Raw genomic sequence first — 13,492 nt, forward strand, 5'->3', positions numbered from 1 at the left:
GTATTGGGTAGCGCAGGAGTAGGGCGTCCTAACCCTTGTCGCCATGCACCAATATCCGGCCGTCATACCCACAGCTGATCCAGCCACCGGAGCGGGTGGGGAGCACATCGGTTGCAAAGTTGTCGTGTGAGCCGATGATCGCCCCCTGCCGTGAGGGCAGGTTCCAGCGCTTGACGAATCCGTCCTCGCCGCAGGTCAGCAGCATGTGTCGCGCCTCGAAGCGCACGCGCCGCACAGGCCCGTCATGAGCGGCAAGGCAATCCAGGAGCGCGAGCATCGGTTCGGTCGCTAGCAGGTGCACCGCGCCGTCGAGATCACCAGCGGCCAAGGTGACGCTGCCATCGGCGTCGATCCAGCTCGCCAGCGTTCTCAGGGGGCGGCCCAGATCGAGCACTTGTACGCAGGCCCGCTCCTCGGGTTGCCACAGCCTGACGGTTCCGTCCTCCGATGCGGTGGCGAAACCGCCGTTGGCCGTAGGCGCGATCGCCCAGACCCAGCAGGCGTGGGCCTGACGCTTGTCCGTGGCACCTGTCGCCAGGTTCCAGACTGTCAGGCAACCGTCAGCAGCCCCGGTCACGAGGCGGTCAGCGCCTAACCTTGCCGAGGACAGGACGGCCGAGTCCGATGTGCCGACCAACCTTGACTTGCCGGTCGCCAAGGACCAATGCCGGACTGTTCGATCCCGCGAGTGAGAAACAAGCTCGCCAGGCGCCACGTCCACCAGACCCAGAATGGATTGTGTATGTCCGTCAAGCTGGCCCAGGCACCGGCCCTCGCGATCCCATAGCCGGATGGTTGCGTCACGCCCGGCGCTTGCCAAGCCCCTGTCGCCAAGGTCGGCAAGCGCCCATACGTACCCGTGGTGGCCCGGCTGGAAGGGGCCGTCGACGTGCAAGGATTGCTGTGGCTCGTACATCAGGTCACTGCGCATGACGTATTTTTGGCCAGTGTTCACTAAGGCGCCGGCGTGCCAGAGCGTGTGATCGAATACGATCAGGCTGCCCTTGCGCGGGCGCAGCCTGAGCGTCGCATTCCGGTTCGACATGGCGGCGGACCGTCCCTCGAAGAACACGGTCTCTCCGCCGCTGAATGCATCGTCGTTGAGATAAATCATGAAGGTCAGGCGTGACTGTTGGTGCTGGCGATGGTGGACACCATCCTGATGGGCACGGAACTGGGTACCGGGCCGGTAGCGGCAGAAGCGCAGCCGCTCATTGATGCCGACCAGATGCCAGCCGTCCTCATCGATCACCGTCCCGAGCCTCGGCATCCGCAAGGCGCAGTGCTTCAAACGTTCGAATAGCCGCCCGGCCAGAGCAGGGTCGTCTGCCACGATCCGGTCATTATCGCGGTAGGAGGACGGGTAGTCCGACCCTGCGCTGGCGAACCCGCACTGCTCCGTGGCTTCTATCAACGCTTCGCATTCGCTGGCCGAAAGAAACTCGTGGACCAGGACACACCGCACCCGGTCACCCAGCGGTAGCTCGACCGAGGCCGAGGCAGCAGTGGCCCCCGCCATCAGTTTTTCAGCGAAGGAATTCATCGTGATCTCCAAAGTTGGTCTGATAACCAATATTTGAAAAGCTAGGGTGTGGCGGGGTCTATGTCAATGCTAAGCTGGTCGCGCAACCAACATTGGAAAGGTGACATGGCACGGCGCTCGAACACTGATGAAAGACGCGGCCAGATCGTGGCGGCACTCCAGGCCGTCATGGCCAAGGCCGGCTACGCTGGCGCAACCGTAGCGGCCATCGCCCGGCATGCGGAGCTAGCGCCTGGCCTCGTGCACTACCACTTCAAGGACAAGCGCGAGATCTTGGTGGCACTGGTCGACTCACTGGCCGGCTACGCCCATCAGCGCTACGAGTCCCGGGCCGCTGAGGCCGAGACGGCCGAGCAAAGGCTTCAGGCCTACATTGCAGCACACCTGGCCTACGGTTCGGACGCGCAGCCCGATGCGGTGGCGGCATGGGTGATGATCGGCGAGCAGTCGGCCCACGACCCAGACGTGCGTGAGGTCTATCAGGCTGTGCTAGCGGCGCAGATGAAGCTTCTCAAGGGCCTGCTCCGGCAGCGGTTCGCCGAACGCGGACGCCGCGCCCGAGGGCTCGACGCGCTGGTGGCGGGCATTACCTGCTTTATCCAGGGGGCGTTCACGCTGTCCACCACGGCGCGACCACTGCTGCCGACGGCTTTTGCCGCACCGACGTTGATCGCCTGGGTCGAGCGGTACATTGATGGGGAGGAGGAGCGATGAGGGGAACGCCAGAAGGGCGCAACCTCTTTCCGGCCGGTGCGCACGGCGCCCCCGAGGTGCCTGATGGTGTGGATTTCGCCGCCTGGGCTCGCCTCTGGGCGGAGCTTGGCGCCGGCTGCCCGCCGCGAGCAACCTATGAAGAGCTCCTTCGACGCTACCGCGAGCCCCATCGTGCGTATCACAACGGCCAGCATTTGCAGGAATGCCTCCAGGTGCGCCGGCTCATCAACGCTGCCTGCCATGCCCCCGCTGAAGTCGACCTCGCACTCTGGTTTCATGACGCCATATACGACCCCCTTCGCAGCGACAACGAGCTGCGCAGTGCGCAATGGCTGGACGACGTGGCACGCGATAGCGGCCTGGGGGATGAAATCCGACGCAGGCTTTACGGCCTGATCATGGTGACGCGACACGACGGCGCTCCAGCGTCGGCAGACGAGGCCGTGTTGGTGGACACGGATCTGGCGATCCTTGGGGCATCGGCCGCGCGGTTTGAGGAGTACGACCGCCAAGTCCGTCGCGAGTACCGACATGTGCCGCTGTTTGTGTACCGCCGAAAGCGGCGCCAGGTCCTGGAGGGCTTCCTGGCACGCGGGCGTATCTATACGACCGCACCCTATTTCGATGCATTCGAACAGCAAGCCCGCGTCAATCTTGCAAGCGCCATCGACCGCCTCGGCTGAGGTACGGACCCCAGTGGGAGGCGGGAATTTCGCCTTTGCAGGTGTCTGGCCATTCTGCAGTTCAAGCCGTCACCGCAAACAGATGACGCGGCATATCGGGCCAAAAAAACTGGTTACAGGTCACACAGGCTGCGTCCGGGAAAAGTGCGCCATGATCGGTTGTGCCACCTTCGGGAAGCATTCCTCCTTTATCAATCCGATCCTGGACATTCCAGATGTACCTGAGCTCATCCCGACCGGCGCGGGAGTCGTGAACCTTCAGGCGTTGGTGCAGCGTTTTTTCGGGTTTCTTGATGATTTTTCCTGTGTGCCAACCATAGGGGACGAGCGGGTAGGGCGCTGCCATCGTCAAATGTGCCACTCCGGACGCCAGCCATGCCGACGGCCCTGTGGATGGGCCGTGCATGGTCGCGCTGTGGCCGATCCGGCCCTTACGGAAAAAGCCCAGGCGTTCGGCCAGAGGCCCTCAGTGGGGCAGGAAGTGGCCTCCGTTGACATCCAGCTGTGCGCCGGTAATGGCCTTGGCGTAGTCGCTGGCCAGATACAGCGCGGCCATGGCGCAGTCGTGGTCCTCGGGGATTTTGCGCAATGCAATCTGCTGCGCGACCTGGTCGATCAGCGACGCTATCGGGACGCCGAGGCGCTTGGCTTCGCCCTCGAAGTAGCCGATCACCGGTGCGCCCCACATCCAGCCCATGAAGGTGGAGTTGACGCGGATGCCAAACGGGCCGAGGTCCTGGGCCAGGTACTGCACGGCGGTTTTCAATGCACCCTTGGAGACGGCATAGCCGGATTCCAGCTGGTTGGGAGTGCGGGTGGCCATGGTGTTGATCATGACGATGCTGCCCGACTTCTGTTGTTTCATCTGTGGCAGCACGGCCTGGGTCATGTGCATGGTGCCGAACAGGTTGACGTCCATGGTCTTGCGCCAGTCGTCCATTGACGACTCGGAGGAGCTGCCCCATGCGCCATGGGCGTAGGCCGAGTTGATCAATACGTCGATCTGGCCGAAGTGCTCGACCGTCAGCTCGGCGAGTGCCTGGCACTGTTCGGCCAGGGCGATGTCGGTGGGGACTTTCAGCACCGGAGTACTGTAGCCGGCGTCGCGGACGGCCTTTTCAGCCTGGTCCAGTTTGCCAGGGGTGCGGGTGGCCAACACCACGGCCTGCGCCTGATATTGCGCGGCACGCACGGCCAGTTTGATGCCCAGGCCAGGGCCAATGCCTGAAATGATGACGACTTTGTCTTTCAGCAACATGGCAACTACCTTCTTGTTGTTTTGCTCATGAATGGGGCTTTCAGGTGCGGCTGGCGTGCAGTTCTTCGGCACGTCGCTTCAGATCCAGGGCCATCTGGTCGAAGCCGACTTTTACCCAGGCTCCGTGTTCACGCATGATCGTGTCCTGGTTCAGGCCAAGGAAAATGTCAGTGGTGAAGTAGCTGCAGCGATTGGCGTCGAGTGCTTCGATGTATTGATCGCGGCGAGCGGCGTCCATGTTTTCCGGGACCGGGCGCTGCTCCCAGGACAGCAGTCGTTCCGGCTCGCAGGCCACCAGGTATTCGTTGACCGGGACGGTGCCGTCGGTACCGGGGATACGGACCTGCATATGCACTGGAGCGCCCAGCTGCAGGCTGCAGATAATGCTCGGACAAAAGCTGTTCCACTCGTGGTACTTGTCCAGGTCGATCAGCACCTCCCAGACCACACGGGCAGGGGCGTTAATTTCCACCTTGTGGGATGTCACGATGTTTGCGGCTTTGGCCATGGTTCCTCCGGCGAGGTCAGTGGTTGGCGTTCAAATGACGGGCGCGATATGCCTGATAGTCCTCGGTCATCTGTGCTTCATTCAGACCGAAACGTTCCAGGCTGTAGTCGTGGCTGGCGCGCTTTTCCCGTCGGTTCTGCGATAGCCAGGCCTGTGCGTCGGTGCGCGCCTTGTCGGTGAACGGCAGGTTGGCGAAGGCGTAGATCCGCTCCAGAACCTGCATCGGCTGGTTCACGGTGTCGGCGAAGTTGATATCGAGGAAGCGCTCGGCCGCGTGTTGCTCGCGAACCTGCATGGTGTGACGGATGCCCCGCGCCATGCGGCTGTTCCACTGGTCGCCAGCGTTCTTCGGGTCCGGGTTGTCGCTGTACATCTGCCACAAGGTGTACGCCATGCTGGCCATCGAGGGAATTGTCTGCGCCGGTTCGCGGTGGGTCAGGATCACCTGCGCGTCCGGGAAGACATCCAGCAGCAGGTCCAGAGTGTGCAAGTGTTGCGGGGCCTTGAGCAGCCAGCGTTGACCGGCGGGTTCGCCGCGCTGTTCTTTTTGCCACTGCAGAAACTGCAGCATTTTTTTCAACTGGGTGTAGACCGGTCGCTGATCCTGGCGATCCAGCCAACGGGTATAGCTGGGCACGTTGACGTAGGCGTCCATGGCGCACATGAACGAGTGTTCCATGAGCATGAACTCTTCGTCGCAGAGCATCGCGTCCAGCGGGTGGATGGCGAGAATCTGGGGAATAACCCGAGCCATCAGCTCGACCTCGGCCTTGGCCCGGGCGATGCGGATGGCCGGCTCCGCCAGGGTTTCGTCCGCCAGGGGAGCCGGAAAACGGGTCTCCCACCAGGCCGCCGAATAGAAGCGCCGATCAACCGCCAGGGTGCGTTGCAGCAGGGTGGTGCCGGTGCGCGGCAGGCCGACGATGACCAGCGGATCGTCGATCGGTATCTGGGTGATTTGCGGATAGCGGCTCAGGTAATCCTCGATCAGCAAACGGTTGACCAGTTGCCCCACCAGTCTTTCCTGGAGCAGATACTGGCCGGCCTGTGACAGCTCGGCTTCGCTGGCCAGGGCATCGAGCAGCACCTGCAACGACTCGCGATAGTTGTCCTCGCCAAAATTGCGCAGGCCATGGGTGCGGGCGCTGGCGGTGCTCAGCAGGTTGTCGACGCTCAACTCTTCAATCGGCGAATGCGCGTTCATAGGGCCTCCGTGACGTCCGCCAGGTTGACTACCTGGGTGGTTGGATGGCATTGCTCTTGGGCGCCGACCCAGCGCAGGCACAGGGTGCCCTGGCGGATGCCGGCGGTTTGCAGCCAGTTGTTCACCCCCGGGTCTTGCTCGCTCAGGACCAGGGTCACGCCGCCGTCAGCGTCGTGTTGCGCCTGGTGCTTGTTGAGGCAAATCTGGTGGTAGCGGTAGTCCAGCGACTCCATCCAGTAGTTGTTGATCTGCAAGTTCCAGAAGTCGCACTCCGGAACCTTGTCGATGTGGATGACCAATGCCTGGTCCTCGGCCAGCGCCCAATGCGAGTGGTAGTAGAAAATGTTCGGGTCACCGCCCACGGACTGACACAGCGCCTGGTTGGCCGGTGGCAATTGATTGCTGTGCGGCAGGTAGCTTTGGCTCCAGTCGGCGAACAACCGGGCGGTGTTCTCGACGAAACTGGAGACCCGCGCCAGGCCTTGCTGGAAGGTCGCCGGGTCGAGGGCTTGCGGCTTGGCATCGCTGCCGATGCGCTCGATGCTCAGTTTGGCCGGCACTTCGCTGCGGCGGTCGAGAAAAGTCTGGCGCACGATCAGCGCGTTGCTGGCGTCTTCCATTTTCAGCCAGTTACCTGGTTGTGGCTCACGGCTGAGGATGATTTCGAAGTGCCCCTGGGCATCGATCTCTAGCTGGCTGGCGTCGATGAAACCGGTCTGGATCAGGGTGCCATCGGTTTCATAACCGCCTTTCTGGGTGCCGAAGCTCAGGTAGGCGACACTGCCGCGCTGACCCTTGATGCGGTATTCCAGCGTGCCGTCCAGGCGCGAATATTCGTAGAGATTATCGGGGTTGTCGGCGCCGATCTTCGCGGTCTCGTGGGAGGTCTTGAAGAAACTCGGGAACGCCGGGTCGGCAAACTCGATGTGCATTTCCAGGCCGATACGCAGCAGGCGAGTGAGGTAGCGGAAACCTTCGGCGCGGGTAGCCGCATCGGCGGGCGCTTCAGGGCGCAGGATCTGTTCGCCGCAACGCTTGAGATGGTCGCAGAAGGTGGCCCAGGTCTGGCCAGTTAGCAGGTGTTGTTCGTCAATCGAGCTGATGGTCATTGTTAGACTCTCTTGAGCAGGTGGAACCCGGACCGTGGGCGCCCTCGCAGGGCGCTCGCGACGGATTCATCGGCCCCCGACAGGGGCTCGGCTTTACTCGTCCCGGGCTCTGTGGGAGTACCCGAGGCGATCGTTAAACGCCCGGCGAGCCGGGCGCCATGGCTATTGCTCAGCGATGATGCCGCGCTCGGTCAGTACCCTGATGATGCGATCCACGGCCTTCTCCGGCGTCAGCGTGCAGGTCTCGATATGGATGTCCGGCTTATCCGGCACTTCGTAGGGTGAGTCGATGCCGGTGAAGTTCTTCAGTTCGCCACGGCGGACTTTCTTGTACAGGCCCTTCGGGTCGCGCTCCTCGGCCACCGACAACGGCGTGTCGACGAAGATCTCGATGAACTCGCCCTCCTGCAGCAGGCCGCGCGCCATTTCGCGCTCGGAACGAAATGGCGAAATGAACGCGGTCAACACGATCAGCCCGGCGTCGACCAACAGCTTCGAGACCTCGGCCACCCGGCGGATGTTTTCCACACGATCGGCATCGGTGAAGCCCAGGTCGCGATTGAGCCCGTGACGCACGTTGTCGCCGTCGAGCAGATAAGTGCTGCGACCGCGAGCATAGAGACGGGTTTCCAACAGGTTGGCGATGGCCGACTTGCCGGCGCCGGACAAGCCGGTGAACCACAGCAGCACCGGTTGCTGGCCCAACTGTTCGGCGCGGGATTTCTTGTTCACGTCCACGTGCTGCATGTGGATGTTCTGCGAGCGGCGCAGAGAGAACTCGATCAGGCCCGCGCCTACGGTGGCATTGGTCAGGCGGTTGATGAGGATGAAACTGCCGGTCTCGCGGTTGTCCTTGTAGGCATCGAAAGCGATCGGCTGGCTGGTGAACAGGTTGCACACGCCGATTTCGTTCAGCGCCAGTTCCTTGGCAGCCAAGTGCTCCATGGTGTTGACGTTGACCTTGTACTTGGGCGCCGACAAGGTCACCGGCAACGTCTTGCCACCGATCTTCATCAGGTAGGGCCGACCGGCGAGCATGGGCTGCTCGTGCATCCAGATCAGGCTGACCTGGAACTGGTCGGCGACGCTGGTCGGGTCTTCGGCGGTCGACAGCACATCGCCGCGGCTGCAATCGACTTCGTCGCTCAGGGTCAGGGTGATCGACTGTCCGGCCACGGCTTGTTGCAAGTCACCGTCGAGGGTGACGATGCGCGAGATATGGCTCTGTTGTCCGCCCGGCAACACACGCACGCGGTCGCCGGGACGAATCACGCCGCTGGCGATGGTCCCGGTGAAACCCCGGAAATCCAAATTGGGCCGGTTGACCCACTGCACCGGCATGCGGAAGGCCAGCTTCTGTTGGCGCGCCTCGTCGATCTCGACGGTTTCCAGGAAGCCCATCAACGTGGTGCCGCGGTACCACGGCATGTGCTCACTCTTTTCGGTGATGTTGTCACCGCGCAGCGCCGACATCGGAATCGCGGTGAAGTCCTGCAGATCGATCTGCCTGGCGAAGGCGCGATAGTCATCGACGATGCTGTTGAAGACTTTCTCCGAGTAGTCCATCAAGTCCATCTTGTTGACGGCCAGCACCACTTTGCGAATGCCGATCAGCGAGGCCAGAAAGCTGTGGCGCCGGGACTGGGTCAGCACGCCGCGCCGGGCATCGATCATCACCACGGCGACATCGGCGGTGGAGGCGCCGGTCACCATGTTGCGGGTGTACTGCTCATGGCCAGGGGTGTCGGCGACAATGAATTTGCGTAGCCCGGTGGAGAAGAAACGATAGGCCACGTCGATGGTGATGCCTTGTTCGCGTTCGGCGGCCAGGCCATCCACCAACAGGGCGAAGTCCAGTTCGCCACCCTGGGTGCCGTCTTTTTTCGAGTCGGCTTCCAGGGCTTCCATCTGGTCTTCGAACAGCATCTTCGAATCAAAGAGCAGGCGCCCGATCAGCGTGCTCTTGCCATCGTCGACACTGCCGCAGGTGATGAAACGCAGCAGGCTCTTGTGCTCGTGGGCCTTGAGGTACTGCTCGATATCCTCGGCGATCAGCTCGGATACATGTGCCATCAGAAATACCCCTCTTGTTTTTTCTTCTCCATCGATGCAGACGCGTCGTGGTCGATCATTCGCCCCTGACGCTCGGATGTGCGGGTCAGCAGCATTTCCTGAATGATCTTGGGCAGGGTGTCGGCATCGGACTCGACGGCGCCGGTGAGGGGGTAGCAGCCCAGGGTACGGAAGCGCACGTTGCGGATCATCGGCACTTCGCCGGGGTTGAGCGGCATGCGCTCGTCGTCGACCATGATCAGCATGCCGTCGCGCTCGACCACCGGGCGCGGCGCGGCGAAGTACAGGGGCACGATCGGAATGTTTTCCAGGTGGATGTACTGCCAGATGTCCAGCTCGGTCCAGTTGGACAGTGGGAACACGCGGATCGACTCGCCTTTGTGCTTGCGCGTGTTGTACAGGTGCCAGAGTTCCGGGCGCTGGTTCTTCGGGTCCCAGCGATGCTGGTCGGAGCGGAAGGAAAAGATCCGCTCCTTGGCCCGGGATTTCTCCTCGTCACGGCGGGCGCCGCCAAAGGCCGCGTCGAAGCCGTAATGGTCCAGTGCCTGTTTCAGACCTTCGGTCTTCATGATGTCGGTGTGGATCTGTGACCCGTGCTTGAACGGGCTGATCCCCATTTCAATGCCCTCGGGGTTAATGTGGGTCATCAGCTCGACCTTGAGTTTGGCCACCATCTGATCGCGGAAGCGATACATCTCCTGGAACTTCCAGGTGGTGTCCACATGCAACAAAGGGAAGGGCGGCCTGGCCGGGTAGAAGGCTTTCATCGCCAGGTGCAGCATGACCGCGCTGTCCTTGCCGACGGAGTAAAGCATCACCGGGTTGTCGGATTCGGCGACGACTTCACGCATCGCCTGGATGCTTTCGGCTTCCAGCCTCTGTAAGTGGGTAAGCGTCATGGAGGTGTCCTTCGCTTTTTGTTGTTGTCGTTTATCAACGTACAACTGGCGCGGTTCGGACTTATGCGCGACTTGATGTTTTAACATCAGGCGCAACATCTGCAGCATGGGGTCGCTGGGGCGGGCGAGTGGGGCGGCGGTCGGGAGGGCCAGAGCACCGCGTGCGGCCTGCCGGTTGACGTGGGCTGCCAGCTCGCGGGCGCCCTTGAGCATGTCGTTGGCTTCAGGCAGATGGAACAGATGAAAGCATTCGTTGCGTTCGCCGGCCCAGCTGATGAAGGTTGCGGCACGCTGCCAGTGCATGCCCGAGAGCAGGGCGAAGACCTTGCGCTTGGCGCTGCGGTAGAGGCGGTCGAAGAACTCTTCCAGATGGGGGGCGCGTAGCTTGCCCTCATAGGGCAGCCAGAGCACCTTGCCGCGATTGCTCACCGCTCGCAGCAGGCCATGACGGAGTTTGCCCGGGTCGTTGCGTGCACCGTAGTCGTCGATCCAGTAGATCTCGCCGTTCTGCGCGCGGGCCTGATCGAGGATGTGGCGGTAAGTGTCGCGGTACCAGCGCTGCACCGCTGCCGAGGCATTGGCGACACGCTTGGCCGGACGCTCGGCATTCAACTGCCAGCGTTGCAGGTAATGGGCGGTGGTTCGGTCTGGCAGATCGATCCCGTGCAAGCGCCTTACCAGCGCCTGCGTGGCCTCCAGTTGCCACAGCAGGCACGGCAAGTCGTGGCGTTCCGGCGGCGTGCTGACCAACAGCCGGTAGATGTTTTTCTCCTGCTCCGCCGAAAGGCTCCGGCCTTCGCCCTCCTTGCGCCCGCGCTTACGCACGGGCACGGCATCCCAGCCGCCGGCCTGCCACGCCTTGTAAGCGGCGATGATGGTCGGTGAAGACAGGCCGGTGTCCTGACGGATGACCTTGAGCGTACTGCCGGCAATGCGCAGTTGCACGGCACGCAGGCGCAGGCGGTTGATCTGGAGAACGGACAACTGATTGCCGCGGGACACGGGAACTCCTGTCAAACATCCATTTGCTGAGTGGCGATGAAGCGGACGTCTGTACTGTTCCCTGATTCGAAAAGCGGCGCATAGGCCGAACGGACCATACGTAGAGTAAAAACAGGAGCACTCCCATGAACGCGTCAATGACCGTCCTGCTCGAAGATGTCATCGACATTGCTCGCGAAGCGGGCGAGCTGGTGATGCAGGTGTATCGCTCGGATTTCGAGGTGCGCGGCAAGCTCGATGCCTCCCCGGTGACCGAGGCCGATGAGCGCGCCGAAGCCTTGATTCTGCGGGCGCTGGCAGCGCTTACACCGCACATTCCGGTGATCTCCGAAGAGGCCGCCACGGCCGGCCAGGTGCCTGAAATCGGTCAACGTTTCTGGCTGGTGGACCCACTCGACGGGACCCGGGAATTCATTCATCGCAACGGCGAGTTCACCGTCAATATCGCGCTGATCGACAATGGCGAGCCGGTGCTGGGCGTGGTTTTGGCGCCTGCGTTGGAGCGATTGTTCGCCGGGGGGAGGGGGTGCGGCGCCTTTATCGAACGGGCCGGGCAGCGTCAACCTATCGAATGCCGGGCTGTCTCGGAAGAGGGCCTGGACATCGTCGCCAGCCGCTCCCATGGCGATGCCGAGGCGCTGGAAAAATTCCTCGAGCGACGCAAAGTACGCTCACTGAAAAATGCCGGCTCATCCCTGAAGATTTGCCTGGTGGCCGCCGGCGAGGCAGACCTTTATCCACGCCTGGGACGCACCATGGAGTGGGATATCGCCGCGGGTCATGCGGTGCTGCTGGCCGCCGGTGGCGAGATCTGCACCTTGGCCGGCGATGTGCTGCGTTATGGCAAGGCGGGTCTGGACAACCCGCATTTCTACGCTCGCGGGCTGTAGCGCCAAGAGCCCGGTATCGGTCCGACTTGCCACTCCAGGCGCTTGGCCTCGATGCCCTGATTGGCCTGGGCCAGGGCATCGAGGCCTGATGGTGCCTGGCGGCCAGCAACTCGTTCATCTGCGCCAGTTTGAACCCCACCGACTGGGCGCAGGACAATCTTCGACAGGGGCAAGCGCCACCTCTCTATGCGTGCAAATGCTTTTTCAGGAACGACCGGGTTCGTTCGTGAGTGGGGTTTTGCAGGATCTCTTGTGGCGCGCCTTCCTCGACCACCACGCCACCGTCCATGAAGATGATCCGGTCCGCCACTTCGCCGGCAAAGCGCATTTCATGGGTGACGATCAACATGGTCATGTGTTCGGCGGCGAGTTGCTTCATGACCTGGTTGACCTCTTCCACCAGCTCGGGGTCCAGCGCCGAGGTGGCTTCATCGAACAGCATGACCTTGGGGCGCATCGCCAGGGCCCGGGCAATGGCCACGCGCTGTTTCTGCCCGCCGGACAGGCGAGAAGGGTACTCGTCGAACTTGTTGGCCAGGCCGACCTTCGACAGGTACTCCATGGCCAGCTCGCGAGCGGCTGGCCGAGTCAGCCCTTTGAGCTTGACCGGGCCGAGGGCGATGTTTTCATGCACGGTCAGGTGCGGGAACAGGTTGAAGTGCTGGAACACCATGCCCATCTGCTGGCGCACGCTATTGATGTGCTGTTCAAAGGCTCGACCTTTCAAGGGGCGGTTGACGTGTTCGCCTTCCAGCCAGATCTCCCCCTCGTTCAGCACTTCCAGGTGGTTGATCGAGCGCAGCAGGGTGCTTTTGCCCGAACCACTGGGGCCGATGATGGCGATGATCTGCCCGCGCGAGACAGACAGATCGATGCCTTTGAGCACTTCAAGCGCGCCATACGCCTTGCGCGCGCCCTTGACTTCAACCATGAGCTTTTCGGTGGTCATCGTGACATCTCTACCTTGGTTTCAAGAAGGTGCAGGCCGGCTTCCAGGACAAGATTGACCGCGTAGTAAATCACCGCGACGGCCAGATAGAACTCGAACGGGCTGTAGGTTTCGCTCACGGCGCGCTGGGCGCTGTAGACCAGTTCGGCAATGCCGATGATCGACACCAGGGAGGTGTCCTTGAGCAGCACGATCAGGTTGTTGCCCAGGGGCGCCAGGGTACTGCGCAGGGCTTGCGGCACAATCACGTAGCGCTGAGCCTGGCTGCGGCTCAGGCCAATGGAGCGCGCGCCTTCAATCTGCCCCGGATCGACCGACAGGACCCCGGCACGAATGACGTCGGCGTTGTAGACGGCGAAGTGCAGGCTCAGGCCGATGATGCCAGCCATCAATGCCGGGATATCGATCCCCACTTGCACCAGGCCGTAATAGATCAGGTACAGCTGAAGCAGCAGGGGCGTGCCCATCAGCAGCCACGTCATGAAGCGTATGGGAAGGGATACCAGTTTGGGGGTGTAGAGCACGATAAGGGCGAAGGCTATGCCCGCTATCAGGCTCAATACGCTGGAGCAGAGGAACAAGACGATGGTCCACCAGAGTCCGGTTGCCAGCAGCTCGGAATAGGGGGTGAGGATACTGAGATCGAGGCTTTGCATTGAC

Annotated in this window: 13 protein-coding genes; 3 read left to right on the forward strand and 10 right to left on the reverse strand. The window is 62.1% G+C overall.

Annotated elements, in window-relative coordinates; all coding sequences use genetic code 11:
* Positions 1 to 28: 28 nt before the first annotated feature.
* Positions 29 to 1,543 (reverse strand): 2OG-Fe(II) oxygenase, encoded by a 1,515-nt coding sequence (locus tag AC1RMG_RS01890; protein ID WP_493168138.1) that lies wholly within the window; start codon positions 1,541 to 1,543, stop codon positions 29 to 31.
* Positions 1,544 to 1,648: 105 nt separating this feature from the next.
* On the opposite strand from AC1RMG_RS01890, the gene AC1RMG_RS01895 reads away from it, so the two are divergent.
* Together AC1RMG_RS01895 and AC1RMG_RS01900 are read left to right on the forward strand one after the other, a co-directional pair.
* Positions 1,649 to 2,257 (forward strand): TetR family transcriptional regulator, encoded by a 609-nt coding sequence (locus AC1RMG_RS01895; RefSeq protein WP_125063146.1) that lies wholly within the window; start codon positions 1,649 to 1,651, stop codon positions 2,255 to 2,257.
* Positions 2,254 to 2,940, forward strand: a complete 687-nt coding sequence (locus AC1RMG_RS01900; protein ID WP_125063147.1) for an HD domain-containing protein — start codon at positions 2,254 to 2,256, stop codon at positions 2,938 to 2,940. The genes AC1RMG_RS01895 and AC1RMG_RS01900 overlap by 4 nt, the downstream gene beginning before the upstream one ends.
* A gap of 61 nt (positions 2,941 to 3,001) precedes the next feature.
* On the opposite strand, the gene AC1RMG_RS01905 is transcribed toward AC1RMG_RS01900, so the two are convergent.
* The 7 genes from AC1RMG_RS01905 to cysD form a co-directional block, all read right to left on the reverse strand.
* The gene (locus AC1RMG_RS01905) at positions 3,002 to 3,286 is read right to left on the reverse strand and encodes a hypothetical protein (protein WP_493168141.1); all 285 of its coding nucleotides are present in this window, start codon (positions 3,284 to 3,286) and stop codon (positions 3,002 to 3,004) included.
* 120 nt (positions 3,287 to 3,406) lie between these two features.
* On the reverse strand, positions 3,407 to 4,198 hold the full coding sequence (locus tag AC1RMG_RS01910) for an SDR family oxidoreductase (RefSeq protein ID WP_072452409.1): 792 nt from the start codon (positions 4,196 to 4,198) through the stop codon (positions 3,407 to 3,409).
* A 40-nt stretch (positions 4,199 to 4,238) separates the two neighbouring features.
* Positions 4,239 to 4,706 carry an SRPBCC domain-containing protein gene (locus AC1RMG_RS01915; protein WP_072452408.1) on the reverse strand — a complete coding sequence of 156 codons (468 nt, stop codon included), beginning with the start codon at positions 4,704 to 4,706 and terminating at the stop codon, positions 4,239 to 4,241.
* Positions 4,707 to 4,722: 16 nt separating this feature from the next.
* Positions 4,723 to 5,910, reverse strand: a complete 1,188-nt coding sequence (locus AC1RMG_RS01920) for a sulfotransferase family protein (RefSeq protein WP_493168144.1) — start codon at positions 5,908 to 5,910, stop codon at positions 4,723 to 4,725.
* A complete protein-coding gene (locus AC1RMG_RS01925) occupies positions 5,907 to 7,019 on the reverse strand; it encodes a DUF1214 domain-containing protein (RefSeq protein WP_368994373.1) in 1,113 nt (370 codons plus the stop codon). The genes AC1RMG_RS01920 and AC1RMG_RS01925 overlap by 4 nt, the downstream gene beginning before the upstream one ends.
* A 162-nt stretch (positions 7,020 to 7,181) precedes the next feature.
* On the reverse strand, positions 7,182 to 9,092 hold the full coding sequence (gene cysN, locus AC1RMG_RS01930; RefSeq protein ID WP_493168146.1) for a sulfate adenylyltransferase subunit CysN: 1,911 nt from the start codon (positions 9,090 to 9,092) through the stop codon (positions 7,182 to 7,184).
* Complete coding sequence (cysD, locus tag AC1RMG_RS01935) at positions 9,092 to 10,294, reverse strand: sulfate adenylyltransferase subunit CysD (protein ID WP_309475495.1); 1,203 nt, start codon at positions 10,292 to 10,294, stop codon at positions 9,092 to 9,094. Before cysD ends, cysN begins: the two co-directional genes overlap by 1 nt.
* 824 nt (positions 10,295 to 11,118) lie before the next feature.
* On the opposite strand from cysD, the gene cysQ reads away from it, so the two are divergent.
* Positions 11,119 to 11,883 carry a 3'(2'),5'-bisphosphate nucleotidase CysQ gene (gene cysQ, locus AC1RMG_RS01940; protein ID WP_370058934.1) on the forward strand — a complete coding sequence of 255 codons (765 nt, stop codon included), beginning with the start codon at positions 11,119 to 11,121 and terminating at the stop codon, positions 11,881 to 11,883.
* A 184-nt stretch (positions 11,884 to 12,067) separates the two neighbouring features.
* On the opposite strand, the gene AC1RMG_RS01945 is transcribed toward cysQ, so the two are convergent.
* Both AC1RMG_RS01945 and AC1RMG_RS01950 read right to left on the reverse strand, forming a co-directional pair.
* Positions 12,068 to 12,832: an amino acid ABC transporter ATP-binding protein gene (locus AC1RMG_RS01945; RefSeq protein ID WP_011060657.1), complete on the reverse strand. Its 765-nt coding sequence runs from the start codon at positions 12,830 to 12,832 to the stop codon at positions 12,068 to 12,070.
* Positions 12,829 to 13,488 carry an amino acid ABC transporter permease gene (locus AC1RMG_RS01950; protein ID WP_065363697.1) on the reverse strand — a complete coding sequence of 220 codons (660 nt, stop codon included), beginning with the start codon at positions 13,486 to 13,488 and terminating at the stop codon, positions 12,829 to 12,831. Before AC1RMG_RS01950 ends, AC1RMG_RS01945 begins: the two co-directional genes overlap by 4 nt.
* Positions 13,489 to 13,492: the final 4 nt, after the last annotated feature.

This window comes from Pseudomonas sp. GW822-FHT04H02 (assembly GCF_058800645.1).

Bases quoted from the DNA above. Each gene is read 5' to 3' on its own strand.
- cysD (WP_309475495.1), bottom strand. From the start codon at position 10,294: ATGCACTGGCAGCGTGCCGCAACCTTCATCAGCTGGGCCGGCGAACGC.
- AC1RMG_RS01890 (WP_493168138.1), bottom strand. From the start codon at position 1,543: ATGAATTCCTTCGCTGAAAAACTGATGGCGGGGGCCACTGCTGCCTCG.
- AC1RMG_RS01945 (WP_011060657.1), bottom strand. From the start codon at position 12,832: ATGACCACCGAAAAGCTCATGGTTGAAGTCAAGGGCGCGCGCAAGGCG.
- AC1RMG_RS01915 (WP_072452408.1), bottom strand. From the start codon at position 4,706: ATGGCCAAAGCCGCAAACATCGTGACATCCCACAAGGTGGAAATTAAC.
- AC1RMG_RS01920 (WP_493168144.1), bottom strand. From the start codon at position 5,910: ATGAACGCGCATTCGCCGATTGAAGAGTTGAGCGTCGACAACCTGCTG.
- AC1RMG_RS01900 (WP_125063147.1), top strand. From the start codon at position 2,254: ATGAGGGGAACGCCAGAAGGGCGCAACCTCTTTCCGGCCGGTGCGCAC.
- cysQ (WP_370058934.1), top strand. From the start codon at position 11,119: ATGAACGCGTCAATGACCGTCCTGCTCGAAGATGTCATCGACATTGCT.
- AC1RMG_RS01950 (WP_065363697.1), bottom strand. From the start codon at position 13,488: ATGCAAAGCCTCGATCTCAGTATCCTCACCCCCTATTCCGAGCTGCTG.
- AC1RMG_RS01925 (WP_368994373.1), bottom strand. From the start codon at position 7,019: ATGACCATCAGCTCGATTGACGAACAACACCTGCTAACTGGCCAGACC.
- AC1RMG_RS01905 (WP_493168141.1), bottom strand. From the start codon at position 3,286: ATGGCAGCGCCCTACCCGCTCGTCCCCTATGGTTGGCACACAGGAAAA.
- AC1RMG_RS01895 (WP_125063146.1), top strand. From the start codon at position 1,649: ATGGCACGGCGCTCGAACACTGATGAAAGACGCGGCCAGATCGTGGCG.
- AC1RMG_RS01910 (WP_072452409.1), bottom strand. From the start codon at position 4,198: ATGTTGCTGAAAGACAAAGTCGTCATCATTTCAGGCATTGGCCCTGGC.
- cysN (WP_493168146.1), bottom strand. From the start codon at position 9,092: ATGGCACATGTATCCGAGCTGATCGCCGAGGATATCGAGCAGTACCTC.